This is a genomic window from Streptomyces vulcanius, from assembly GCF_042653945.1.
Taxonomy (GTDB): domain Bacteria; phylum Actinomycetota; class Actinomycetes; order Streptomycetales; family Streptomycetaceae; genus Streptomyces; species Streptomyces mangrovi.
In genome coordinates this window covers 1-22,483 of record NZ_JBHSFK010000074.1, presented here as the reverse complement: position 1 = coordinate 22,483, position 22,483 = coordinate 1, and the positions used below count along the sequence as shown (strand labels likewise).

The 22,483-nt window shown below is 68.1% G+C and carries 24 protein-coding genes; 6 read left to right on the top strand and 18 right to left on the bottom strand.

The genetic code is table 11. The annotated features are described in order from the left end of the window. The first annotated feature begins 101 nt into the window (after window positions 1-101). A complete protein-coding gene (locus ACFPIH_RS54450) occupies window positions 102-749 on the top strand; it encodes a group II intron reverse transcriptase/maturase (RefSeq protein WP_381187262.1) in 648 nt (215 codons plus the stop codon). Window positions 750-912: 163 nt separating this feature from the next. Then, entirely contained in the window at window positions 913-2,115 is a 1,203-nt protein-coding gene (locus ACFPIH_RS54445) for an IS110 family RNA-guided transposase (protein ID WP_381187264.1), read from the top strand. 181 nt (window positions 2,116-2,296) lie between these two features. Here ACFPIH_RS54445 and ACFPIH_RS54440 read toward each other — a convergent pair whose 3' ends face one another. From ACFPIH_RS54440 to ACFPIH_RS54360, 17 genes are all read right to left on the bottom strand, one after another. After that, window positions 2,297-2,794: a ribose-5-phosphate isomerase gene (locus ACFPIH_RS54440; protein ID WP_381187266.1), complete on the bottom strand. Its 498-nt coding sequence runs from the start codon at window positions 2,792-2,794 to the stop codon at window positions 2,297-2,299. Next, window positions 2,791-4,536, bottom strand: coding sequence for a dihydroxyacetone kinase family protein (locus ACFPIH_RS54435; protein WP_381187269.1), 1,746 nt, complete (start codon window positions 4,534-4,536; stop codon window positions 2,791-2,793). The genes ACFPIH_RS54440 and ACFPIH_RS54435 overlap by 4 nt, the downstream gene beginning before the upstream one ends. Then, a complete protein-coding gene (locus ACFPIH_RS54430) occupies window positions 4,533-5,474 on the bottom strand; it encodes an NAD(P)-dependent oxidoreductase (RefSeq protein ID WP_381187272.1) in 942 nt (313 codons plus the stop codon). The genes ACFPIH_RS54435 and ACFPIH_RS54430 overlap by 4 nt, the downstream gene beginning before the upstream one ends. Beyond that, window positions 5,471-6,331 (bottom strand): sugar phosphate isomerase/epimerase family protein, encoded by an 861-nt coding sequence (locus ACFPIH_RS54425; protein WP_381187274.1) that lies wholly within the window; start codon window positions 6,329-6,331, stop codon window positions 5,471-5,473. The genes ACFPIH_RS54430 and ACFPIH_RS54425 overlap by 4 nt, the downstream gene beginning before the upstream one ends. Window positions 6,332-6,375: 44 nt before the next feature. After that, on the bottom strand, window positions 6,376-7,224 hold the full coding sequence (locus ACFPIH_RS54420) for an alpha/beta fold hydrolase (protein WP_381187277.1): 849 nt from the start codon (window positions 7,222-7,224) through the stop codon (window positions 6,376-6,378). Then, a complete protein-coding gene (locus ACFPIH_RS54415) occupies window positions 7,221-8,012 on the bottom strand; it encodes an SDR family NAD(P)-dependent oxidoreductase (protein WP_381187279.1) in 792 nt (263 codons plus the stop codon). Before ACFPIH_RS54415 ends, ACFPIH_RS54420 begins: the two co-directional genes overlap by 4 nt. Window positions 8,013-8,051: 39 nt before the next feature. Beyond that, complete coding sequence (locus ACFPIH_RS54410; RefSeq protein ID WP_381187282.1) at window positions 8,052-8,459, bottom strand: FmdB family zinc ribbon protein; 408 nt, start codon at window positions 8,457-8,459, stop codon at window positions 8,052-8,054. 31 nt (window positions 8,460-8,490) lie between these two features. Continuing rightward, entirely contained in the window at window positions 8,491-9,297 is an 807-nt protein-coding gene (locus ACFPIH_RS54405; protein ID WP_381187283.1) for an N-acyl homoserine lactonase family protein, read from the bottom strand. Window positions 9,298-9,317: 20 nt separating this feature from the next. Then, window positions 9,318-10,169 (bottom strand): SDR family NAD(P)-dependent oxidoreductase, encoded by an 852-nt coding sequence (locus ACFPIH_RS54400; RefSeq protein WP_381187286.1) that lies wholly within the window; start codon window positions 10,167-10,169, stop codon window positions 9,318-9,320. Then, on the bottom strand, window positions 10,147-10,452 hold the full coding sequence (locus tag ACFPIH_RS54395) for a putative quinol monooxygenase (RefSeq protein ID WP_381187288.1): 306 nt from the start codon (window positions 10,450-10,452) through the stop codon (window positions 10,147-10,149). Before ACFPIH_RS54395 ends, ACFPIH_RS54400 begins: the two co-directional genes overlap by 23 nt. Before the next feature lie 41 nt (window positions 10,453-10,493). Continuing rightward, on the bottom strand, window positions 10,494-11,546 hold the full coding sequence (locus ACFPIH_RS54390; RefSeq protein ID WP_381187291.1) for an ABC transporter permease: 1,053 nt from the start codon (window positions 11,544-11,546) through the stop codon (window positions 10,494-10,496). Then, the gene (locus ACFPIH_RS54385) at window positions 11,539-13,107 is read right to left on the bottom strand and encodes a sugar ABC transporter ATP-binding protein (protein ID WP_381187294.1); all 1,569 of its coding nucleotides are present in this window, start codon (window positions 13,105-13,107) and stop codon (window positions 11,539-11,541) included. The genes ACFPIH_RS54390 and ACFPIH_RS54385 overlap by 8 nt, the downstream gene beginning before the upstream one ends. A gap of 6 nt (window positions 13,108-13,113) precedes the next feature. Further along, entirely contained in the window at window positions 13,114-14,232 is a 1,119-nt protein-coding gene (locus tag ACFPIH_RS54380; protein WP_381187297.1) for a sugar ABC transporter substrate-binding protein, read from the bottom strand. A 341-nt stretch (window positions 14,233-14,573) separates the two neighbouring features. After that, a complete protein-coding gene (locus ACFPIH_RS54375; RefSeq protein ID WP_381187299.1) occupies window positions 14,574-15,245 on the bottom strand; it encodes a FadR/GntR family transcriptional regulator in 672 nt (223 codons plus the stop codon). Window positions 15,246-15,531: 286 nt separating this feature from the next. Next, on the bottom strand, window positions 15,532-16,329 hold the full coding sequence (locus tag ACFPIH_RS54370) for an SDR family NAD(P)-dependent oxidoreductase (RefSeq protein WP_381187302.1): 798 nt from the start codon (window positions 16,327-16,329) through the stop codon (window positions 15,532-15,534). Next, window positions 16,326-17,225 carry a helix-turn-helix transcriptional regulator gene (locus ACFPIH_RS54365; protein ID WP_385879327.1) on the bottom strand — a complete coding sequence of 300 codons (900 nt, stop codon included), beginning with the start codon at window positions 17,223-17,225 and terminating at the stop codon, window positions 16,326-16,328. Before ACFPIH_RS54365 ends, ACFPIH_RS54370 begins: the two co-directional genes overlap by 4 nt. Window positions 17,226-17,954: 729 nt before the next feature. Next, on the bottom strand, window positions 17,955-18,599 hold the full coding sequence (locus ACFPIH_RS54360; protein ID WP_381187308.1) for a TetR/AcrR family transcriptional regulator: 645 nt from the start codon (window positions 18,597-18,599) through the stop codon (window positions 17,955-17,957). Window positions 18,600-18,800: 201 nt separating this feature from the next. Here ACFPIH_RS54360 and ACFPIH_RS54355 point away from each other — a divergent pair, with 201 nt between their 5' ends. The 3 genes from ACFPIH_RS54355 (at window position 18,801) to ACFPIH_RS54345 (ending at window position 21,509) form a co-directional block, all read left to right on the top strand. Then, window positions 18,801-19,988: a cytochrome P450 gene (locus ACFPIH_RS54355; RefSeq protein WP_381187317.1), complete on the top strand. Its 1,188-nt coding sequence runs from the start codon at window positions 18,801-18,803 to the stop codon at window positions 19,986-19,988. Window positions 19,989-20,055: 67 nt separating this feature from the next. Further along, the gene (locus tag ACFPIH_RS54350) at window positions 20,056-20,253 is read left to right on the top strand and encodes a ferredoxin (RefSeq protein WP_381187319.1); all 198 of its coding nucleotides are present in this window, start codon (window positions 20,056-20,058) and stop codon (window positions 20,251-20,253) included. 65 nt (window positions 20,254-20,318) lie between these two features. Further along, on the top strand, window positions 20,319-21,509 hold the full coding sequence (locus ACFPIH_RS54345) for an NAD(P)/FAD-dependent oxidoreductase (RefSeq protein ID WP_381187311.1): 1,191 nt from the start codon (window positions 20,319-20,321) through the stop codon (window positions 21,507-21,509). Between the two features lie 122 nt (window positions 21,510-21,631). On the opposite strand, the gene ACFPIH_RS54340 is transcribed toward ACFPIH_RS54345, so the two are convergent. Continuing rightward, a complete protein-coding gene (locus tag ACFPIH_RS54340) occupies window positions 21,632-21,865 on the bottom strand; it encodes a hypothetical protein (RefSeq protein WP_381187322.1) in 234 nt (77 codons plus the stop codon). A 35-nt stretch (window positions 21,866-21,900) separates the two neighbouring features. Here ACFPIH_RS54340 and ACFPIH_RS54335 point away from each other — a divergent pair. Further along, a partial coding sequence (locus tag ACFPIH_RS54335; protein WP_385879325.1) for an SDR family NAD(P)-dependent oxidoreductase occupies window positions 21,901-22,483 on the top strand: 583 nt, incomplete at its 3' end.

Here is a 22,483-nt window from a genome sequence, read left to right as displayed (position 1 = left end):
TCACCCACGCCCGCACAGAGGCGGCACGGTTCCTCGGCTACGAGATCACCGTCCAGCACAGCAGCACGAAGATCACGAACGGACGCAGATCCGTCAACGGTGTGATCCGACTGCGGGTGCCGATCCCGGTGATCAACGCCTACTGGTCCCGCTACCTCAAGCGCGGCAAACCCGCGCATTGCTCCGACTTGTTCGGCGCCCCCGACCGGGACATCGTCAGGAAGTTCGGGGCCGAGTACCGGGGCATCGTCCAGTACTACCTGCTCGCCAGTGACGTCTTCCGGCTGACCCGACTCCACTGGGTCATGGAGACGTCGCTCCTCAAGACGCTCGCCGGCAAGCACCGCTCGACCGTCTCGGCCATGGCCCGCAAGTACAGGGCCAAGGCCGTCACCATAGTCGGGCCCCGCGTGTGCTTGCAGGTCACCACAGAGCGTCCTGGCAGGAAAGCGCTGGTCGCACGGTTCGGCGGCATTCCGCTGCGACGACAGAAGACGGCCGTGATCACCGACAAATCCACGATCAGGGCGGCGCCCCGGCGACGGGAGCTGGTCTCCAGGCTCATCGCCGGACGCTGCGAGATCTGCGGCAGAACGGACGGCATCACCGTCCATCACGTCCGCAGCCTCGTCGATCTCGACAACCGCAGGCAGCCCCACCCGACGTGGGTGCAGGTGATGCTCAGGAAACGGCGCAAGGCTCTTGTGGCCTGCCGCGACTGTCACACCGACATCCACGCCGACGGCTGACGGAACACGAAGATCACTGGAGAGCCGCCTGCGATGAAAGTCGCACGGGCGGTTCGGGCCGGGGGCCGTCGAAAAGGACCCGAGCCACGGACACCTCGTCGGCGGCCTACTTCACATCAGTGCCGTGGCAGGGCCGGGTGAGTACGACCGGAGGACACCACACGTGATCGATACCGACGATATTGACGTCTACCTCGGCCTGGACGTCGGCAAAGGCGAACACCACGCCACCGCGCTCACTCCGGCCGGGAAGAAGACCTTCGACCGCAGACTGCCCAACAGCGAGCCCAAACTCCGCGAGGTCTTCGCCAGGCTGCAGGCCAAGCACGGCACCGTGCTCGTCATCGTCGACCAGGTGGCCTCCATCGGCGCCCTGCCGCTGACCATTGCCCGTGACCTGGGCTGCCACGTCGCCTACCTGCCAGGCCTGACGATGCGCAGGATCGCCGACCTCTATCCCGGCGAGGCCAAGACCGACGCGAAGGACGCGTTCATCATTGCCGACGCGGCCAGGTCGATGCCCCACACGCTGCGGTCGGTCGACCTCGACGACGAGACGATCGCCGAGCTGCAGATGCTTGTCGGGTTCGACGACGACCTCGCTGCCGAGGCGACCCGCCTGTCCAACCGGCTGCGGGGCCTGTTCACGCAGATCCACCCGCATCTGGAACGCGTCCTGGGCCCACGTATGCAGCACCCGGCCGTGCTCAGGCTGCTGGACCAGTTCGGCTCGCCGGCCCAGATCCGCAAGGCCGGACGCCGACGCCTCATCACCCTGATCCGCCCGAAGGCACCCAGGATGGCCGAACGGCTGATCGACGACGTCTTCACCGCGCTCGACGAACAGACCGTCGTCGTTCCGGGCACGGACGCCGCCGCGCTGATCGTCCCCAGCCTCGCCAACTCCCTGCAGTCCGTCCTCGACCAGCGCAAACTGCTGGCCCACCGGATCGAGGAACTGCTGGAGGCCCACCCTCTTGCCAAGGTCCTGATGTCCATGCCCGGCATCGGCATCAGGACCGGCGCCCGCATCCTCATCGACGTCGGTGACGGCACCGCGTTCCCGTCCGCCGCCCACCTCGCCGCCTATGCCGGCCTCGCCCCGGCGACCCGCAACTCCGGGTCCTCCATCCGCGGCGAACAGCCTTCGCGCAGAGGAAACAAGCAGCTCAAACGAGCCTTCTTCCTGTCCGCGTTCGCCGCGCTGGCCGACCCGGCCTCCCGCACCTACCACGACAAGAAGATCGCCCAGGGCAAGCACCACACCCAGGCCATCCTCTGCCTCGCCCGCCGCCGAGCCGACGTGCTCTTCGCGATGCTCCGCGACGGCACCTTCTACCAACCGCCAACCCCGATTGCCCCTTGACCAAAGTCATAGGGGCCCCCGCAACGAGGGAACCTCAATGCAGCAGTCCCAGCCATGACCACGCTGGCGACCAACCTGGCCAGCAGTCATGCACCAAATTGCGGTGCGCCCCACACCGCGTCGCTACGTGGCTGGTCGTTTTCGACGTGGGCACCGGCCCGTTGCCGCGATCGGTTCGCTTTCAGGCAGCGCCGGGGTCATGCCCTGCTTCGTCGTCTTCGTACCCACGGATCGCTGCGACCTTGGCCGCGGACGCCGAGGCCGTGTCGAACCGGTAGCCCAGCCATTCGCGGGCGAGACGACGTGCGAGTTCCAGTCCGACCACACGCTGCCCGAAGCAGAGGACCTGGGCGTCGTTGGAGAGTACGGCTCGCTCCACGGAGAAGCTGTCGTGGGCGGTCACGGCCCGGATGCCCGGTACTTTGTTGGCGGAGATGGCCATTCCCAGGCCGGTGCCGCACACGAGGAGCGCCCGTTCGGCTCTGCCTTCCGCGATGAGTCGAGCGGCGGTGACCGCGACATGCGGGTAGGCGGTCGTCTCCCCGATGCCCACCCCCACGTCGATGACTTCGGTGACCCGCTCGTCGGTCTGCAGGTCGGCCTTGAGGGTCTCCTTGTAGTCCAGTCCCGCGTCGTCGCAGCCGACGACCACCCGGATGGGCTGTGTTCGTGCTGTCATCCGACCTGCTCCTTCGTCATGGCGGAGAGAGCGGACCGGGCGCACAAGGCGTACGAAATCGCGCCGGCGTCGGGGGTGCCGATGCTGCGGGCCGCAAGGGGGCGTGCCCGGCCGACCCTCGGCAGCAGCTCGGCGGTGGCCAGGGCAGCGGCCTGCGCCACGTCTACCGCTTCACTCCATGCGGTGTGAAGGTCCGCGCCACCGCGGAGGGAAGCCTCCAGCGCGTCGGCAAAGGGCACGGCCGCATCGAGCAGCGTTTTGTCTCCCGGGGCGGCCTTGCCGAGAGCGCTGACGGCCTTGAGTCCCGTCCGTACGGCACCGACGACGTCCTCGGCCGTGACCGTGGGCGCGCTGTCGGTCAGGGAGGCTCCTGCGGCGCACAGCCCGGCGCCCCAGAGGGCGCCGGAGGTGCCGCCGGCTTTCGCGGCCCAGGCGTCGCCCGCGGCAGAGAGCAGCGTGGTTATGCCCGCGCCCCGCTCGACGAGGGGTGCGGCCGCTTCCACGGCAGCGGTCACGCCCTTGACCATGCCGCGTCCGTGGTCGCCGTCGCCCGCGACCGCGTCGATACGGCCCAGCTCATCAGCGGAGTCGATCAGTGTGGCGCGCATCGCCTCCAGGGCGCGGGCCGCGGTGGAGGCGGCCTGCCGCGAGGCGGGTGAGGCCGACGGGATGCCTGCGGTGTCGGTCTGGGCGATGACCGGGGCTTTCGGGATGCGCGCTTGCGTCCGGTCGTCGGGAGCGAGCCTGGCAATGCCCTTGCGGTAGGCGGGGGTGTCCGTGGGCGCGCACCACAGCGTCTCCAGTTCGTCGTCCAGGAACGTCAGGGTGAGCGACACCCCGGCCATGTCGAGGCTGGTCACCAGTTCGCCGACCTCCGGTTCCACGAGGGTGAGCCCGTGCTCGGCCAGGAGCCGGCTGATCGTTGCCCAGAGCACGAAGAGCTCCTCGTACTTGGTGGCGCCCAGACCGTTCAGGATCGCCGCGACCCGGCCCGAGCACTCCGGGGGACGCTCGGCGAGGAGGCCGTCGACGAGCTGCGCGGCCAGTTCGGCAGCGGACGGCAGGTCGGCCTCGGCCACGCCCGGTTCGCCGTGAATACCGAGCCCGACTCCCATCCGCCGGTCGGGGACGGTGAAGAGGGGTGCACCGGCTCCCGGCAGGGTGCAGCCGGAGAAAGCGACGCCCAGGGTGCGGGTGCGGCTGTTGGCGCGCCGCGCCAGGTCCTCGACGCCGTCGAGGTCGTAGCCCGCTTCGGCCGCGGCGCCGGCGATCCGGAAGACCACGAAGTCTCCTGCGACGCCGCGGCGACGGTCGGTCTCCTCGACGGGCGCGCTGGCGATGTCGTCGGTGACGAACAGGACCCGGGCGTCGGTCCCCTCAGCGACCAGCTGTTCGGCCGCGGCGGTGAAGTTCATGACGTCGCCCGCGTAGTTGCCGGAGGTGATCAGCACCCCGGCATCGCTGGCAGCGGCCCGCGCCACCGTGTATGCCTCGCGTGCGGAAGGCGAGGTGAAGATGTTGCCGACGACCGCGCCGTCGGCGAAGCCGCGGCCGACGATGCCGCAGAAGGCCGGATAGTGGCCGGATCCGCCCCCGACGATGACGGCGACCTTGCCCGGAGGCGTCTGCTGGGCGCGGACCACACCTCCGGGCACGCCGGTGACGTAGGGGGCATGGGCGTCGAGGAATCCGGTGAGCATGTCCTCACTGAAGGCTGCCGGATCGTTGAACAGGCGGGTCATCGGCCGCTCTCCTTGCTCGGGCCGGCGGTGTGGACCGGGTCGGCGGCAGGGGTCCCGTCGAGGGATGCGAGGGTGTCGCCGAGGTAGGTGGTGATGACGCGTGAGTCGTCGGCGCGGCCCAGCCCTGCTGCAGAGGCGGCCCAGAAGCGGCTTGCCGCGACGTCGAGGAGCGCCGCGTCGAAATCGGCTGCCTCGGCCGCCTGGGCGACGAGGCCCGAGTCCTTCACGAAAATGTCGACGGCGGAGCGGACCGGCGGGTCCTCGGCCAGCATGCGCGGCCCCCGGTCGGACAGCATCCATGACCCGGCCGCGCCGCCTCCGATGATCTCCAGTACGGCGGCCGGATCGAGTCCCAGGGCTCGGGCAAAAGCCAGCGCTTCTCCGGCCGCGGCCAGGTGCACACTGCACAGCAGTTGGTTGACCAGCTTGACCGCCTGGCCGTCACCGACGGCCGGACCGCACACGGCAAGGCGTCCCATCGGCGCGAGTACCTGTGTACAGCGGGCCAGCGTCGCGGGCTCGCCGCCGGCGAGAAGAGTCAGTGTGCCGGCCTCGGCTCCTGCCACCCCGCCCGTGACGGGGACGTCGAGGACTGCGACATCGCGCTCGCCGAGGGCCTGGTCGATTGCGCGGACGGCATCGATACCGACCGTGCTCATCACCACGCAGCAGGCCCCGGGGGCAATTCCCGCAGCCACCCCCTGCGGGCCGAGAACGGCATGGTGGAGCTGCTGCGGAGTGGCAACCATCACCACGACCACGTCCGCGTCCGTGGCGGCTTCCTCAGGGCTGGTCGCCGTACGCATCCCTGCTGCGGCCGCCTCGTCCAAGCGCGTGGGTGAGACGTCGAACGCGGTCACGTCGAGCCCGGCGGCAACCAGGTGTTTCGCCATGGGCAGGCCGATGGCGCCGACGCCGATGAACGCCACGTGCTTCATGGTGTCTCCTTCGGTTCCTGACCTGACGCGGCATCGGTCGCCGCCCGCAGCAGCGCTTCGCGGGCCGCGGCCACTTCGTCGTCCTTACTGGCGTAGGGGCTGTTGCGGGTCTCGAGTTCCATGACGTAGGCGCCCTCATAGCCGGCGGACTCGCAGGCGTCGAAGAAGCGGGTGAAGTCGATGGACCCGTGCCCGATGGCGCGCCGGATGTCGCCGGCGACCGCGTCGCGCAGTTGTACGTGAGCCACCTGGTGAGCGCGTGGGGTGAACGCCTCGGCGGGGTCGACGCCGCCCGCCGCGACATGGGACGTGTCGAACACCAGGGGCAGGTGCGCGCCCAGTTGGTCGGCCTGTTCCAGAGTGCAGGCCAGCCGAAGGTAGTGGGGGGCCTCTATGACGACCTGTACTCCGTAGCGCAGGCCGATGACCTCTGCCCTCCGGGAGCCTTCGACGACCCGGGCGAGTCGGGAGCTCTCGTCGTCCGTGCGGGGTTCGAGGGCGCCACCGGGCAGGATGAGCAGCGGCGCACCGACTGTCGCGCAGAACTCTGCGAGGCGTTCGACCCGGTCGAGCACCACGGCTGGATCCTGTTCGTCGAAGGACTGCGGGTCCGCGTTGAGTGCGAGCGGCGTCAGACCGCTGGCTCGCACCGTGGCGACGGCCGCCCGCAGCTGGTGTGGATCGCCGTCGGGAGAGATGTGCTCGCACAGCCCGCGCAGCGCGACGAGGTCGACCGCGCGGGCGCCGAGCGCGGCGATCCGTTCCAGAGCCGGGGCCAGCTCAAGTTGCCGGAAGCAGACGGTGGATACCCCGAGCCGCTCGGCGATGGTGCGCCCCATCGGCGCGACGACAGACATGAGAGTCCTTCCGGACAGAGAATGTGGTGAGGGAGCGGCTGGTGTTACGGCCGGGCGACGGTGAAGAAGGAGCGGAAGTGCCCGGCCAGCGCTTCGGGCTGCTCGTCGGGAACCCAGTGGCCGCATTCGTCGATGACGGCCTCTGTGACGTCCTTGGCCATCGTGCGGCAGGAGGAGGCGACTTCATGGCCGCGTCCCCAGCTGGTGCCGCCACCGACCGCCAGCACCGGCATCTCCAGCGGCGGCAGACCGGTGTTGTCCGCGACGTCCTGAGTGACGGTGCGGTAGTACGCGAATCCGGCCCGGGTCGCGCCCGGTGAGGTGTATACGCGCAGGTACTCGGCGATGTCTGCCGGATCGATCGCGTCGGGTCGGTGTCCGTAGTTGCGCCAGAACCAGCCGAGGTAGTGGTGTTCGCGGCCTTCGACCAGGGTTTCGGGCAGATCGGGTGTCTGCAGGAACCGGTGGTGCCAGCGGCGGCCGCCCTGGCCGATGTCCGGGGCACCGTCGCCGGGAATGGCGACGTCGACGACGGCTAGGTGGCTGACCGCGTCGCGGTGGTCGGCGGCCAGCCGGAAGGCGACCACTCCGCCCCAGTCGTGCCCGGCCAGATGGAAGGTGCTGATTCCCAGTTCGCCGTGCACGAGTTCCCACACGTCGGCCGCGACGGTCTTCTTGTCGTACCCGTCGGCCGGCCGGGAGGTGTCCCCGAGCCCGCGCAGGTCCGGCATGATGACGCGGAACCGGTCGGTGAGATGGGGCAGGACGCGCTTCCAGCACAGCCAGGTCTGCGGATAGCCGTGCAGCAGTACCAGCGGTTCGCCCTCGCCGGCCACCACGTAGTGCATCCGTACCTGGGAGAGCTGCGCGTAATGGTGGGTGGGTTCGGTCATGGCCGGGCCGCCTTCCCTTGCCGGGCCGCCTTCACCGGTTCGGGCAGGAACCGGTTGAGCAGGGCCTGGAATTTCGTTGCCAGGTCTCCGCCGACGACGTGGTCGCGGCCCTTCATCAGCGCGTCGTAACCCTGCCGCGCCACCCGGGTGCGGTCGTTCTTCTTCATCCGGCCGATGGCGGTGTTGCCCATTCCGGCGCGGGCGTGGAAGTCGGAGTCGGTCGCTCCTGGAAGCAGCGCGGTGACCACGATGCCGTCGTGCCTGAGTTCTTCGCGCAGGGACTCGGCGAAGGAGTACGTGAAGGCCCGGGTGGGTCCGTACACGGTCTCGTACGGAGTGGGCTGGGTCGCCGAGATGGAGGAGGTGATGAGGATGCGGCCACGGCGGTTGGCCTTCATGTGGACCACTACCCGCTTGGCGAGGTGGACCACGGAGGCGCAGTTGAGCTGGATGAGGTTCAGTTCCTGTGCCAGGTCCGTATCGGCGAAGGAGGCGCCGCCGACGCCGATGCCGGCGTTGATGACGGCGACGTCGATGGGCCGGCCCAGGGACATGGTCTTGTCCCACAGTGTCTCGACCTGTTCGTACTGGGCGAGGTCGGCCTGGACGGCGTGGACGGTGGCGCCGAACTCGCTGAAGTCGTCGGCGACGGAGAAGATGCGGTCACTGCGGCCCGTGGCGACCAGGTCGTAGCCGGCTTTGGCGAACAGCAGGGCCAGTTGATAGCCGATGCCGGCGGACGCTCCGGTGATCACGGCCAGTGGTCGGGGCGGTGGGGGGCTGTTCATGTCACCTCGTTGAGCCTGGAGGAGGGACTGCTCGCGTCGTCAGGACGCCGGACCCTTCTCGGTGGGTTTCGGGGAACCGCGGCCGGCACTGCGGCGCAACTCGTCCACGGTCAGTGGTGCGCGGTGGTAGTGGCCCTCGTGGGCGACAACCGGCGAGCGGGGGGTGGCGAGTTCCGGGTGGCGTTCCTCCAGGGCTGCGCGCTTCTCGAGTGCTCGGCGCCAGCCGGTGGTGACATCGCGGTTGCCCCGGTGCGTGCCCAGCCACGTCGTGGGCGCCTGATCACTGCGCGGCGGCACGCTCGCCGTCCCCGTGAGCAGCGCGCCGGCGGCCGGGCGCCGCCGGGTGTCCGCGGTGCACTGCGGACACGTCGGGTTGGGTGAGTCCCAGCGGGGGACGATGGATTCGAAGCGGTGGGCCTCGGTGCACTCGTACTCGTAGATCGGCATGGGATCTTGCCTCCGGCTGGAAGCCCGGTCGTCAGGTGTAGAACTCCGGGGCGGATCGGATGTGTGGCGCCTGTTCCGCGTCATGACCGAAGATCACGGTCGCATCGGTGCGTTCGGCGATGCCCCTGATCTTCTCGACGGAAGCCAGCCACTTCTGGCTGTCGTGGACGATGCCGGGCGTGACGCTGGGCGGACCGTAGTTGTCGCCGAGGAAGATGGCGTCGGAAGTGAAGATCATCGTTCCGGTGTCGGGCAGGTCCACCTGCAGGGACATGGTTCCCCAGGTGTGCCCCGGGGTCTGGAGCAGGGTGACTCCGGGAAGGATCTCGGTGTCCTCGGTGACGGTCTGGAAGGGCAGTTCCCCGTAGTCACTGCGGATGAAGGGCCCGTCGCAGTACCCCTCGAAGCCGAATGCGCCGTCGTACTCCGCCTGACTGCACACGACCTTGGCGTCGGTGCCGTTGAACATCCAGCCGTTGCCCGCGTGGTCCCAGTGCAGATGGGAGAAGACGAGGTAGTCGATGTCACCGGTCTCCACGCCGGCCTGGCGGAGCCGGGAGTCGAACCACTCCTGTTCCTCGGCGACGACCGGCCAGTAGTCGGTCAAGCCGGTCGGCGCCCATTTGGTCTCCCAGTCACGCGGCAGCCCTGTGTCCCACAGGAGATTGCCCTCGGGGTGCTGGATGAGCACCGAGTGGACGGGTACGTCCACCCACGGGGCTGCCCGCTGGGGTTCCTGACGCGTGCCGACGACGCGCGCCGGGTCGAACAGCAGCCAGGACAGACTGGCCTCGAACTTGCCCACCGGCATCACGGTGAGTTTGATGTCGCCACTCATCTTCGAGTCGCTCCGTTCTGTCAGATGTACCGGCTCAGGGTTTCTCCGGCGTCGACGTTCAGCAGGTGTCCGTGGACCAGGCTGGATTCGTCGGAGGCGAGATAGACCGCTGCCTTCGCGACATCGTCCGCTTCGCCCCACCGGCCGAGCGGAAGCCCCTGGGCCAGGGACTGCTGGAAATCGGTGTCATCGAACTCGCTCCGCGTGAAGGAAGTCTTCACGAACGTGGGACAGATTCCATTGACGCGGATTCCCTGCGGACCGTAGTCGGTCGCCAGCGACATGGTGAGCAGCCGGGTGGCACCCTTGCTCGTGTTGTACAGGGCCTGACGGGGGTGACCGCGCAGTCCCGACGTCGAGACGATATTGATCAGGTTACCTCCGTCACCCTGTGACAGGAATATCTTGATCGCTTCTACGGAGCCGAAATACGTTCCCTTCACATTGACGTTGAGAGTCTGGTCCAGGTCGTCGTCGCTGTATTCGTGAGCGACTTTCCCGAAACGGCGGATCGCCGCGTTGTTGACCCACAGGTCGAGCCGCCCGTACGACGCCACAGCAGCCTCGGCCAGCGCGCGTACCTCGTCGTGCGAGGACACGTCACAGGGGACGAATACCGCTTCGCCGCCCCGCTTGACGATCAGGTCCGCCGTCGCCAGGCTCGCCTCCTCCTCGAAACCTCCCTCCCTGGGAGTGGCGCGCACGTCGCTCACCACGATCTTGGCGCCCTCCTGGGCGAACCGCGTCGCGATGGCGCGTCCGATGCCCGAGCTGGACCCCGTGACCACAGCTACCTTGCCCTGCAACCTCTTCATCGACTGCTCCGCTTCTCTTCTCCGGCTTTTGCGGTCATGCGCCTGCACGCGCTTCACACACCGTGATCCGCACCGGCACCGCGATGAGATGTCCGCTCACCCGGCCATATTCGACGACATGCGGCGAGGCGAGATGGTCCGCGAAATAATCCCGAGATTCCCATGATTCATGGAACAGGAAATGTTCTGCGTTGTCGATATCCTGAAGGATTTCGTAGCTGATGTTCCCGGACTCTTTTCGGGTCGGCTCCACCAGGGTGACAAGGTGCTGCCAGAGTTCCTCTGCGGCTCCCGTCTTCGCCGTTACCTCGGCAACGATCCGAATGCTTTTTCCGCTCATTCCCTACCCTCCATCCTCTTGTCCTTTGTCCATCCGGTTCATCATGCGGCTCGCGCGCGCCGGCGGGCGCTGACGGCATCGAAGGAGACCGCGACGAGAATGATGGAACCGATGACGACCTGATGCCAGAACGTGTTGACGTTCAGCAGATTCAGCCCGTTGCGCACCACGGCCATCAGGGCCGCACCGATCGCGGTACCGGCCAGTGACGCCTTGCCGCCACTGAGACCTGTGCCACCGATGACCACCGCCGCGATGACATCCAGTTCGTAGTTGGTGGCCGCCTCCGGCATCGCGGCTTCGAGCCGGGAGGTCAGCAGGAGTCCCGCCAGCGCCGCGGCGAAGCCGGTCATCACGTACACCGACACCTCGATGCGGGAGATACTGATGCCCACCAGACGCGCGGCTTCACGGTTGCTGCCGATGGACAGCACGTATCTGCCGTACTTGGTGCGGTAGAGCAGGTACCAGCAGGCGGCGAAGACGAGGGCCATCACGACCACGGGAACGGGGACTCCGAGCACGGCGCCCTGCCCGAACCACTGGAACTCGGAGAAGCCCAGTCCCGTCAGCGGTACGCCCTGGCTGTACACCATGATCACTCCCCTCAGGATGATCATTGCCGCCAGTGTGCAGATGAACGGTGAGATGCCCAGCCGGTCGATGAGCAGGCCGTTGACGAGCCCGATCAGACAGCCCAGCAGCAGGCCGGCCACGATGGCGAGGTAGATGTTGACACCGTTCAGGATCAGGTCCGCCATGAACAGACCGGTCAGCGCGGTGGTGGCGCCCACGGAGAGGTCGATGCCGCCCATCCCGATCACGAACGTCGCGGCGAACGCGATGATGGACACGAAGACCATCTGACGCAGGACGTTGGTGATGTTGTCCACGGTGAGGAAGTCGTTCGCGGTGAGGCTGAGAGCGGCGACGACCAGGAGAAAGACGGGGAGGATTCGCCCGGCGCTGCTCGCGAAGAAACCGCTCCTGGTGAGACCCGCCACGCCGAGCCGCCGCAGGCGGCCTTCCTCGGGCGCGGGGACGGGGTCCGGGTGCGTGTGCTCCGATATCTCGTACGTCTTGCTGTCACTCATCAGCGGCCTCTTCGACGTGTTGGACGGCATAGTGGGCGATGAGTTCCTCGGTGGCCTGCGCGGCGTCGAGTTCCGCCACGACGCGGCCCTCGTACATGACGAGGATGCGATGGCAGATTCCGAGGAGTTCGGGGCTCTCGGAGGAGACCACGACGAAGGACTTGCCCCGGCGGGCACAGTCGGCGATGTGCCGGTAGACGTCAGCCTTGGCCGAGACGTCGATGCCGCGGGTCGGTTCCTCCAGGATGAGGACCTGCGGGTCGACCGCGAGCCATCGGGCGAGCAGTACTTTCTGCTGGTTGCCACCGCTGAGCTTGGTGATCTCCTGCTCTCCGGAGGCCGCGGTGACGCCCAGTTCACCGATGTAGCGGGCGATGTCCCGTCGCTCCGCGTCGCGTTTCAGGCGTAGCCGTGAGGAATGCCGCAGACCCGCGATGGTCAGGTTCCAGCCGACGGAGTGTCCGGCGAACACGCCCTCGGTCTTGCGTTCGGACGGCAGGAAGGCGAGCCCATGAGCTGTCGCGTCCTTGGGCGAGCGGATGGTGATCTGCTGTCCGGCGACCGTCAGGCTTCCTCGGTCCGGCGGCCTGATGCCGTAGACGGCCCTGACGAGATCGCTCTTGCCCGAGCCGTTGAGGCCGGCGATGCCGAGGATCTCGCCGCGGCGGACGGAGAAGTTCACCTCCTCGAACCTTCTCGCGAGGGTGAACCGCTTCACTTGCAGGACCGTTTCCTCTTCCGGGGGTGGCAGTTGCGGGTACTGGTGATCGAGGGAACCGCCGATCATCAAAGAGATGATCTTGGCTACGTCGACCTGGTCCACGGGCACGGTCTCCACGTTGCGTCCGTCGCGCAGCACCATGACCCGGTCGCAGATACCGAGGACCTGGTCGAGCTGGTGCGACACGTAGATGACCGACCTGCCGTCGTCGCGAAGTCTGCGCACGATCGTGAACAGCTGTTCGCGCTCCCCTGACTCCAGGGCTTCGGTCGGCTCGTCCATGATGATGACGTCGGCGTTGGAGTGCAGTGCCCGCGCGATCTCGATGAGCTGTTTTTCCGCGAGGGTCAGCTCGCCGACGGGTACGTCGACGTCGATCGTGACACCGAGGTCGTGCTGGAGGATGTCGATCACGCGGGCGCGCATGGCCCTGCGGTCGAGAGGGCCGAGGAGCCCCCGGCGTCCGCCCCGGCACTCCTCGCGCCGGATGAAGACGTTCTCCACGGCTGTCAGATCCGGGAAGAGCGAGAGTTCCTGATAGATGATTCCGATGCCCAGTTCCTGGGCGTGTGCGGGACCGCGGAGGTTCACGGCCTTGCCGTGGATCCGGACCTCGCCGCCGTCCTTGCCGTGGGCACCGGAGAGGATCTTCATGATGGTCGACTTGCCGGCGCCGTTCTCCCCGACCAGGCCCAGGACCTCGCCCGGGTGGAGGGTCAGGTCAACGCCGCGCAGCGCGAAGGTGCCGGAGAACCGCTTGGTGATGCCACGCATGTCCAGGACGGGCTTCTTGGCCGGGAGGGCGTGTGTTCCCGCACGACCGGGCGCCGAGGCTGTCATCAGGCATCACTTCTTCTTCGCCGGGGGGACGTAGCCGTAGTCGTCCGGGTCGAAGCTGTCGATGTTGGTCTTGTCGTAGACGGTGACCTTGTCGAACACCGTGCGAGGTACGCGCTCGCCCTGAGCGACGTACTTCTCGATGGTGCTGATGATGTTGCGGCCTTCCTGCTTCGCGCCGGTGTCGACGGTTGCAGCGAAGTCGCCCTTCTTGATGGCCGCGTTCGCCTCGCTCATGTTCTCGTAGCCGACAACCGCGATGTCGCCTGTCAGGCCCCGCGCCTTGATCGCTTCCAGGCCACCGAGGGCCATCTCGTCGTAGAGCGCGACCAGGATGTCGATGTCGGGGTGGGCGGTGAGGATGTTCTCGGTGACGCTCAGCCCCTGGGCCCTGGTCCATCCGGCCGGCTGGGAGGTGACCACCTTGAGGTCGGGGTACTTGGAGAGGACCGCGTTGAAGCCGCGCAGACGCTCGGAGGTGTGGGGGCCGGGCAGCCCCTCGAGCATGGCGATCTTCACCGTGCCCTTGTTCTTGTAGTGGTCGACGATCCACTGTGCCTGGGCCCGGCCTCCCTCGCTCTGGTCGTACCCGATGTTGCTGACGTAGTACGGGCTGCACACCACGGGCGAGTTGAAGGTGAAGATGGGAATCCCCTTCGCCGACGCCTTCTTGAACAGCGGCTCCAGGGCGTTTTCGTTGTAGAGGGCGACGGCGATGGCGTCGTAGCCCTGCGAAATCCACGCCTCTACGCTGCGCACCTGGTCGTCGGTGGCCGACTGGCTTGACGGAGCCTGGACATCCAGCTTGATCTTCGACTTGCCGCCGGCCGAGTCGATACCCTCCTGTACCCCGGCCAGCACGCGCTTGTAGTACGTGTCCATCGCCGTCGGGCTGAAGCCGATCTTCAGAGTGCCCGTCTTCTTGGTGGGCGGAGCCTCCAGCCCCGAGGACTTCACATCACCTTCCTTGGTGACATCGCACTTGCCTGCGTCGGCCGCCCCCGCCTTGGCGGAGGACGTCGCCGTCTCGTTCGAGGTGGCACACCCGCCGACGGTGAGAACGGCGACGACACCGAAGGCCGTAGCCCTCGGCCGTATGTATCTCAGGGCGCTTCTGCTTCGCGTCATGACCTCGACTTGCCTTTCGCGAGCGGACACGAGGGGAGGCTCAGCGGCTGGGCGCCATCCGTGGCGCACCGACCCTCAGCCGGAAGATCGACTCCGGACATCTGTGACATCCATGTCTCTGGCGTATGACGTGCCGGTAAGCGATGCATATGAAGCTAGGCAGGCCGGTGAGCCATGTCAATGAATTGGTCCAACAAATTTTTGGATGCGGTCCGCCCTCGCCGTGTGCACCGTTGCGGGCGGGCTCGCCGAGGGTTCGGAAACGGCGCATGGCCGACCCGAAACGTGGGTCGGCCATGCGCCGTGTCGTTCAGTCCTGTCGCCCCGGATCGCCGCGGGGCTCAGTCGGAGGTCGCCCCCGTGATGCCTCGCCACACCTCGTAGTGACGTCTCACGGCGAGCACGGCCGCGTCGGGGTCGTGCGCCGCGACGGCATCCGCGATCCCCTCATGGACCGCGTCCGTCTCCCGTCGCCTCGGGGTCTTGCCCGCCTCCAGGTCCTCCGCCTGCCAGGCGGATCGCCGACGGTCGTGGAGCAGTCCGCGGAGCGCTGACGACAGGCCGTCGGTGAGCAGATCAAGGACCGGGTTGTCCGCGATTCGGTAGATCTGGCGGTGGAATTCGTAGTCGGCGTTGTCGCCGCGCTCCACGTCATCGGCGGAGGACGCCGCGTACATCTCGTCGATCTGGGCACGAAGCCCTCGCACGTCCTGGTCGGTGGCGCGCTCCGCGGCGCTGCGGACCACCGCCATCTCCAGCATCTCCCTGGCGCGCTCCAACTCGTCCGTGGAGATCTGGCCGAACCGCACCGCCAGGTCGAAGTACAGCATGGCGAAAGCCGGATCCGGCGCCTCGATGTACGTACCGCTGCCCTGTCTGCGCCGCACCATGCCCATCGCCTGAAGCGTCGCGAGCCGCTCCCTGAGGGCTCCACGGCTGACCCCCAGACGGGCACCCAGTTCGCGTTCCGTCGGTAGCCTGCCGGCGGAGCCGTCGATAGTGGCCTGAGTCAACAGGTCAACGAGAAGTTCGGTCTCCGGGTCCACGCCCAGCCTCTCCTCAGAGATGCCGCCTTCACGGCAGCAATATTCGTTGGACCAATCTATCGCAACCGGCATGCACCGGGGGCGCCAACCTATTGATTTAGCCAATCAGGTCTGGGGGCCGGACCTTGGCTTCGTCGGCGTGGTGAGAAGGCGATGGCCACTCGTGCAGGGAGGTAGAGCGCGGGCGCTCAAGCTGATGATGCCGCCGAGCAGCCTCCTGGCTGCCACGGTTGTGGCGTCGGCGCGAGGCGGGTCAGGCTCGGGGCTTGGCCATGCGGGCGTGGCGGGATGCCTTGAGTGTTTCTGGCATGAAGCGGTGCTTGAGGGCGGTGCGCCGGGTGGCGGCGTCGCCTCCGACGACTTCGGCCCGTCCGTCCATCATGGCCAGGAAGCCCTGACGTGCGACGTCCTTGCGGCTGTTCTTCTTCATGCCGGTGCCGAAGGCGGTGTTGTTCATGCCGGCGCGGGCATGGAAGTCGCTGTCGGTGGCGCCGGGCATGAGGGTGGTGACGCTGACGCCGTGTTCCTTGAGTTCTTCGCGCAGGCCGAGGGCGAACATGCGGGTGAAGGCGCGTGAGGGTCCGTAGACGGTCTCGTAGGGGGTGGGCAGGGTGGCGGAGAGGGACGAGGTGATGAGGATGCGGCCGCGCCGGTTGGCGGCCATGTGACGGGCGGCGTGCTTGGCGAGGTGGACCACGGAGGTGACGTTGAGGTCGATCAGGCCGAGTTCGTCGTCGAGGTCGGTGTCGAGGAAGGCGCCGCCGATGCTGCGTCCGGCGTTCAGGACTGCCGCGTCGAGGGGGCGGCCGGTCTTTTCCACCGCTTGCCATACGGTTTCCACGCCGTCGGCCTGGGCGAGGTCGGCGCGTACGGGGGTGACCTCGACGCCGTGCCGGGCGAGGTCGGCGGCTGCCTGCTCGGTCTTCTCGCTGCGGCCGGTGGTCACCAGGTCGAAGCCGTTGATGGCGAACAGCAGGGCGAGTTCGTAGCCGATGCCGGAGGAGGCTCCGGTCACCAACGCCAGCGGACGCTCAGTGGGGGTCCTGTTCATGGGGTGCTCCTTGGCGTGGGGGAGGGGTCGGGGTGGGCAGGTTGTGGCCGGGCGGTGGCCTGGTCGGCGTTCCAGCTCGCCATCAGCCGCCATGCTTCCTGCGAGGTCTGGTCTGGGGCGGGCATGTAGAGGAACAGAGTCTGGTTGTCCTCGCCTGGCATGGCGAACGCCTGGTAGTCGATGGTCAGCTGCCTGACCAGGTAATGGCGGAAGCGTTTCTGGCCGAAGGTGCGGTTGAGGACCTTGTGGTCGTCCCACCAGTGGCGGAAGTGCTCGCTTTTCATGGTGAGTTCGCCGACCAGCTCGGCGGTTCGGGTGTCGTCGGGGTGCCGCGCGGCGTCCAGCGGCAGGATCGCTGTCATCTCCGCTGCGATCTTTTCCCACTCCGCGTACAGGTCCTGTGCCTCGGGTGTCAGGACGATCCAGCGGGTCAGGTTGCGTTCCCGGTAGGGCATGGCATCGAAGTCGGCCATCAGTGCCCGGCACAGATGGTTGGTCGCGAGCAAGTCGCCGCGACGGCCGAGGACGAATCCGGCGTGGTTGTCGAAAGAGTCCAGGAACCGCAACAAGCCGGCCCGGGCCCTTTGCACGGCGAGGGCGCGGCGGGTCTTGGTGGGTCTGGGTCTGACCCGGTCGAAGAGGTGGGCGCGCTCGGCGTCGTCCAGGCGCAGAGCCTCGCCGATCGCGTCCAGCACGCTGTCCGACGGCGTGATGTCCCGCCCTTGCCCCAGCCGCGTGTAGTAGTCCGTGCTGACGCTGGCCCGCATGCCGACCTCCTCGCGGCGTAGACCCGGCACACGTCGGCCCGGGTAGTTCGTCAGCCCGGCTTGGGAGGGGCGGAGCGAATCGCGGCGTGTCCGCAGAAGCTCTTTGATCTCCTCGGCATTGTGCGCCATGTGCTCCCGAGTTCCCCGCTCCCAGGCGGGCATCCCCGGCGAAGGGGGGCAGGTCTTTCTCAGGCAGGAGCGACCCCCGCTGCGGGCTTGGCCTGGGGCTTGTCGGGTGTGTGAATGGACGGGCGACCACCGCGGTGACGTTGACAGTTCGCCGCCTGCCCGCGTCATCCGTTTCTTCGAGCGGAGCGAGAGTCGCTTCATCCGGCGTCGTCACATCCCAGGACGGTTGCCTACCGTGCCCAATCCGGAATGTGACGTGGCTGTGTGTGAGAGAGAACCACTGCGTGACTTGCAAACAGAAGGTCTGGTTCGTCCCCGGCTGCTCGACCACTTCGGCCGTGCCCTGGCACAGCGGGCCCTTGCCACCGGGCACCAGGCGCGGTGGTTGCCTTCCCACAACGCGGCCCAGGCCGATTACATAGTCGACGGTCATGCCGACGCGCTCGCACTGCGCCTCGACGTCACGCACCCTGTGCCGTCGAGCCGTCCGCTCCGACGGGCACGTGCCGTGCACGCTGGCTCCCCCCACGACAGCAGGGAAGGTGACCCGGACATGATGCCCACCAACGACACGAACACCCGCGCGTCCCAGTCAGCTGTCCGTCGCGGAGTCGAGGCTGCTGGGGCCGGCGAAGGGGCGGGCCGCCGCTGTGGACGTCGGCAGATGCCGTACGACTGCCGAATGCCCGTGCACGTGCTGGATGCCCATACGCTGCTGCCGTCCGCCGGTCAGCCGGACGGCAGCAGTCGCCTCATCAGAGCTTCCTCCAGCTCGCGCAGGATGGTGTCGTCATCGGTGTACGGCGAGGGCAGGGTGTGCCAGAGGACGAACTGGCCGTGCAGGCCGGTCCACAGCAGGATCCCCAGCGTCTGGGCATCCTCGCGCTGCTCGGGGCAGGCTGCGGCGAGGTACTGGTCAATGGCATCGGTCCACGCACTCAGCACCCGGGCGAGTGGATACCCGGTGACGCGCCTCTGCTCCATCGAAGCCTGCTGCTCCAGACTGAACATGAGCCGATAGCGGCGGGGATTGTCGACGGCGAAGCTGCGGTAGGTGCCGACCGTGGCACGCAGCGTTCCCCATGCGTCGGCACCGGCCTCGGCGGCTACGCTGCCGGCCTCGCGCATGACCGACGCCAGCGCGGCATACCTGGCGTCGAGCACCGTCCGTACCAGGTCGGTCTTGTCCTTGAAGTGCAGGTAGATGCTGGGCGCGGCGATGCCCAGTTCGCGGGCGATGCCGCGCAGGGAGAGGGCGTCCTCGCGACCGGATTCCTCCAGGATGCGGGTCGCTGCGTCCAGGATGTCCTGACGGAGACGGTTCCCTTCGCCCTGCCGATTGGGCACACGCCGCCCCTGGGGTGCCAAGTCCACGCTTCCTCCTCCGTACACCCGCCAGCGGTCGTGACCGGGCTTTCATCATGGACCATCCGCAGCGTGGGGCCTGTGTCCAGAATCCGTACTCGCCAAAACTGCCTAACGGCGTTAGGCTCACCTTCGACAACCACCTAACACCGTTAGTGAGACTGACGGTGTTAGGTATCAGATGAGAGGATCCCCGTGAGCTCTGACCCCATGCCCGAGTACGTTCTCGCCCGGCCGAAGGCCACCCCCCTCGACCCGCCACTCGCCTACTCCCGTCTGCGTGAGGAGGAACCGGTCAGCCGCGTCACCATCTGGGACGGCCGCCGCAGCGCCTGGCTGGTGACCCGCTATGAAGACGCCCGTGCGGTGCTCGGCCACTCCGCCTTCAGCAGCGACTCGTCGCATGCCGGCTACCCGAGCCTGCGGCCGGATCATCCGCCCATGCCGCCCGGGTTCTTCGCCAACGTCGACCCGCCCCTCCATACCACGATGCGGCGCACGCTCACCCGCGAGTTCATGATCAAGAAGATCGATGCGCTGCGTCCCGCGATCGCCGACATCACGGGACAGCTGCTCGACGAGATGACCCGCTCGCAGGGGCCGGTGGATCTCGTGGAAAGTTTCGCCCTGCCGCTGCCCTCACTGGTGATCTGCGAGCTGCTCGGCGTGCCCTACGAGGACCACGAGTACTTCCAGTCCCGATCGAAGGTCTTCGTCGACATCACGGCCACAGGGCAGCAGTTCGCCAAGGCGTGGGGGGAGCTCAATGCCTACCTCCTCGACCTGCTCACCGCCAAACGCAAAGCTCCCGGGGACGACGTGCTGTCCCGTCTCGGCGAGCAGGTCGACGCGGGCACCGTCACCGAGCGGGACGCCACCGACCTCGCGGTGTTCCTGCTGTTCGCCGGCCACGAGACCACTGCGAACATGATCGCGCTCGGCACCGTCACCCTGCTGCAGAACCCCGACCAGATCCCCCGGTTGCTCGCCGGGCCGGCCGAGACCGCGCTGGCAGTGGAGGAACTGCTCCGGTACCTGTCCATCGTCCACCTCGGACTGCGCCGCCGCGCCATCGAGGACGTGACCATCGGGAATGTCACCATCTCCGCCGGGGACGGCGTGATCGTCCCCATCCATCTGGCCAACCGCGACCCGGAGTTCTTCACCGACCCCGACCGTCTGGACCTCGGCCGCGCCAACGCACGCCAGCACGTCGCGTTCGGGTACGGCATCCACCAGTGCCTCGGCCAGCCGCTGGCCCGCGCCGAACTCCAGGTCGTCCTGCCCGAACTCTTCCGGCGGCTGCCCGGACTGCGTCTCGACACGCCCTTGGAGGACCTCGCCTTCAAACAGGCGACGGGCGTCTACGGAGTTCGTGCACTGCCCGTGACCTGGTGAGCGGATCGCCGCCACCCGACCCGGACCCGTCACCAATCGGCGAACCAAGCGGAGAACCCCCATGAACATGAAGGTGGAAGTAGACGTCCCCAAGTGCGTCGCTTCCGGACAGTGCGTGCTGCTCGCCCCGGAGGTCTTCGACCAACGGGACGACGACGGCATGGTCGTCCTGCTCGACGAGACCCCTGCACCCGAACTGCACGACGGCGTCCGCGAGTCGGCGCTAGTCTGCCCGGCTGCCGCGATCCGGCTGGTGGAGTCGTGAACCCCACCGCCAACCCCCGGGACCCCGGGAACCCCCCACGTTCCCTCCGCCTCCCGGACCGCGTCGTGATCGTCGGCGCATCCGCCGGCGGCCTGGCCACGGCCGAAGCACTCCGCAGACAGGGCTACCGGGGGACAGTCACCCTGATCGGCGACGAGCCGCATCTGCCGTACGACCGTCCCCCGCTGTCCAAGCAGTTCCTCAGCGGGGAATGGCAGCCCGAGCGGCTCAGGCTGCGCCCACCGGCGGAGATCGACGCACTGGACATGGACCTGCGGCTGGGCAGCGCGGCCATCGGCGTGGACCGCGAGGGGCGGACCGTGGTGCTGTCGGACGGCCGCACCCTGCCCTACGACGCCCTGGTCGTCGCCACCGGAGTCCGGCCGCGGCGCCTCCCGGGCAGCACGGGCGTATCCGGGGTGCATGTACTACGCACCCTGGAGAACGCGACGGCACTGAAGGCACGGCTGGCTCCCGGGCGGCGCCTGGTCGTCGTCGGTGCCGGTTTCATCGGCGCCGAGGCCGCCGCGACCGCCCGCGGGCTCGGCGTCGACGTGACCATGATCGAACCGGCACCCGTACCGCTGGCGCACGCTGTCGGCAAAGCCGTGGGCCGGGCCCTGACCCGACCCCACCTCGACCACGACGTCGACCTCCGCACAGGGGCCACGGTCAGCGAGATCCTCTCGCACGACGGCCACGTCGCAGGCGTCGGCCTGGCCGACGGGACCGTCGTCCCGGCGGACGACGTGGTGGTGGGCATCGGCTCGCACCCAAACGTCGAATGGCTTCAAGGCAGCGGGCTGCGGCTGGACGACGGCCTGGTGTGCGACGAGTTCTGCCAGGCGGCACCCGGTGTGTACGGGGTGGGCGACGTGGCCCGCTGGTACAACCCACTGTTCGAGACAACCATGCGGATCGAGCACCGCACGAATGCAGCCGAGCAGGGGCTGGCGGTCGCCCGCAACCTGCTCAACCCGACCAATCCCCGGCCGTTCGCCCCCGTGCCGTACTTCTGGTCGGACCAGTACGACATGAAGATCCAGGCATACGGCTTTCTGCGTGGCCACGACGAAGCCGTGATCGTGGACGGCGACCCCGGGGCCTGTCGCTTCATCGCCGCCTACCGCAAGGGCGACCGCCTGACGGGGGCCCTGTCGGTGGGCATGCCACCGAAGGCGCTCCGCTCCTGGCGCTCCGCGATCGCCGCGCGCCAGGAGTGGTCGACGATGCTGAGCGACGCGGACGCCGCGTGATCTGCTGACACGCAGCCACAACTGAGGCGGCGCTCATACGCTGGCCGGTGGGGTCTACCGGCCCCCTCGTCCCACCGGCCGGCGTACCGCCGCGCCCCGGAACCCTCTTTCCCGCACGGTGTTCAGCGGCCCGTGCTCCGGCTGGGGGCGACGACGCGTCGCCAGGCGTCGATAGCGGCGTTGACGACACCGGCGTTCGCCATGCGGATCAGTACCAGGTCCGAGGAATCGAAGTCCTCATCCAGACGGCCTGTGCCCTTGGGGCGGTTGATGAGCTGCACCATGCCTTCGTATGCCGCATTGCGGCGCTGCTCCAGGGGGGCCTTCGCCACCGGCACGCTCGGCAAGATCGCCATCGGAGGGCGTCACGGCCGCCGAGTTCCCCGCCGACGTGCTGGACCGGCCCTCCCTCACCGAGGCGCTGAACGCGGTGAAGGCCCGTTTCGGCGCCATCGACGTACTGGACTACTTCCCCGCGCCGCACTCGCCCGTGCCCGGCATCACGATGGCCGCGCCGAGCGAGGTCACGGTGGACAACCTGCAGCCGCAGATCGAGTACAACTTCTACGGCGCCGTCGCCGCCGCCCGCACCGTGCTGTCCGCCATGCGCGAAGCTGGGGCCGGCACGCTGCTGTTCACCACCGGCGGGGGCTCCATCAACCCCAACCCGATGCTCGGCAACGTCAGCGCCGCGGCTGCGGCTCTGCGCAACTGGGTGCTCAACCTGCACAACGAGCTCGCGGGCAGCGGCGTGTACGCCGCGCATGTGGCGATCAGCGCCTGGATCGGCGACGGCGGTCCAGAGGGCATCCCTGCGGCCACCCCCGCGCAGATCGCCCCCCCTGTACTGGGAGCTCTACGAGCGCCGCGACCAGCCCGAGGCAGTTTTCACCGCCTGATCCCCCCCCGGTACGTCTGTTCGCCGCCCCGGGCGGCGAACACCCCCCCTTCCCCTCCCCTCCCCTCCCCTCCCC

Excerpts from the sequence above, each read along its gene's own strand:
- ACFPIH_RS54425 (WP_381187274.1), bottom strand. The coding sequence starts at position 6,331 with ATGTCTGTCGTCGCGCCGATGGGGCGCACCATCGCCGAGCGGCTCGGG.
- ACFPIH_RS54390 (WP_381187291.1), bottom strand. The coding sequence starts at position 11,546 with ATGAGTGACAGCAAGACGTACGAGATATCGGAGCACACGCACCCGGAC.
- ACFPIH_RS54385 (WP_381187294.1), bottom strand. The coding sequence starts at position 13,107 with ATGACAGCCTCGGCGCCCGGTCGTGCGGGAACACACGCCCTCCCGGCC.
- ACFPIH_RS54430 (WP_381187272.1), bottom strand. The coding sequence starts at position 5,474 with ATGAAGCACGTGGCGTTCATCGGCGTCGGCGCCATCGGCCTGCCCATG.
- ACFPIH_RS54355 (WP_381187317.1), top strand. The coding sequence starts at position 18,801 with ATGCCCGAGTACGTTCTCGCCCGGCCGAAGGCCACCCCCCTCGACCCG.
- ACFPIH_RS54435 (WP_381187269.1), bottom strand. The coding sequence starts at position 4,536 with ATGACCCGCCTGTTCAACGATCCGGCAGCCTTCAGTGAGGACATGCTC.
- ACFPIH_RS54365 (WP_385879327.1), bottom strand. The coding sequence starts at position 17,225 with ATGGCGCACAATGCCGAGGAGATCAAAGAGCTTCTGCGGACACGCCGC.
- ACFPIH_RS54410 (WP_381187282.1), bottom strand. The coding sequence starts at position 8,459 with ATGCCGATCTACGAGTACGAGTGCACCGAGGCCCACCGCTTCGAATCC.
- ACFPIH_RS54405 (WP_381187283.1), bottom strand. The coding sequence starts at position 9,297 with ATGAGTGGCGACATCAAACTCACCGTGATGCCGGTGGGCAAGTTCGAG.
- ACFPIH_RS54370 (WP_381187302.1), bottom strand. The coding sequence starts at position 16,329 with ATGAACAGGACCCCCACTGAGCGTCCGCTGGCGTTGGTGACCGGAGCC.
- ACFPIH_RS54395 (WP_381187288.1), bottom strand. The coding sequence starts at position 10,452 with ATGAGCGGAAAAAGCATTCGGATCGTTGCCGAGGTAACGGCGAAGACG.
- ACFPIH_RS54420 (WP_381187277.1), bottom strand. The coding sequence starts at position 7,224 with ATGACCGAACCCACCCACCATTACGCGCAGCTCTCCCAGGTACGGATG.
- ACFPIH_RS54415 (WP_381187279.1), bottom strand. The coding sequence starts at position 8,012 with ATGAACAGCCCCCCACCGCCCCGACCACTGGCCGTGATCACCGGAGCG.
- ACFPIH_RS54340 (WP_381187322.1), bottom strand. The coding sequence starts at position 21,865 with ATGGCGATCTTGCCGAGCGTGCCGGTGGCGAAGGCCCCCCTGGAGCAG.
- ACFPIH_RS54380 (WP_381187297.1), bottom strand. The coding sequence starts at position 14,232 with ATGACGCGAAGCAGAAGCGCCCTGAGATACATACGGCCGAGGGCTACG.
- ACFPIH_RS54350 (WP_381187319.1), top strand. The coding sequence starts at position 20,056 with ATGAAGGTGGAAGTAGACGTCCCCAAGTGCGTCGCTTCCGGACAGTGC.
- ACFPIH_RS54440 (WP_381187266.1), bottom strand. The coding sequence starts at position 2,794 with ATGACAGCACGAACACAGCCCATCCGGGTGGTCGTCGGCTGCGACGAC.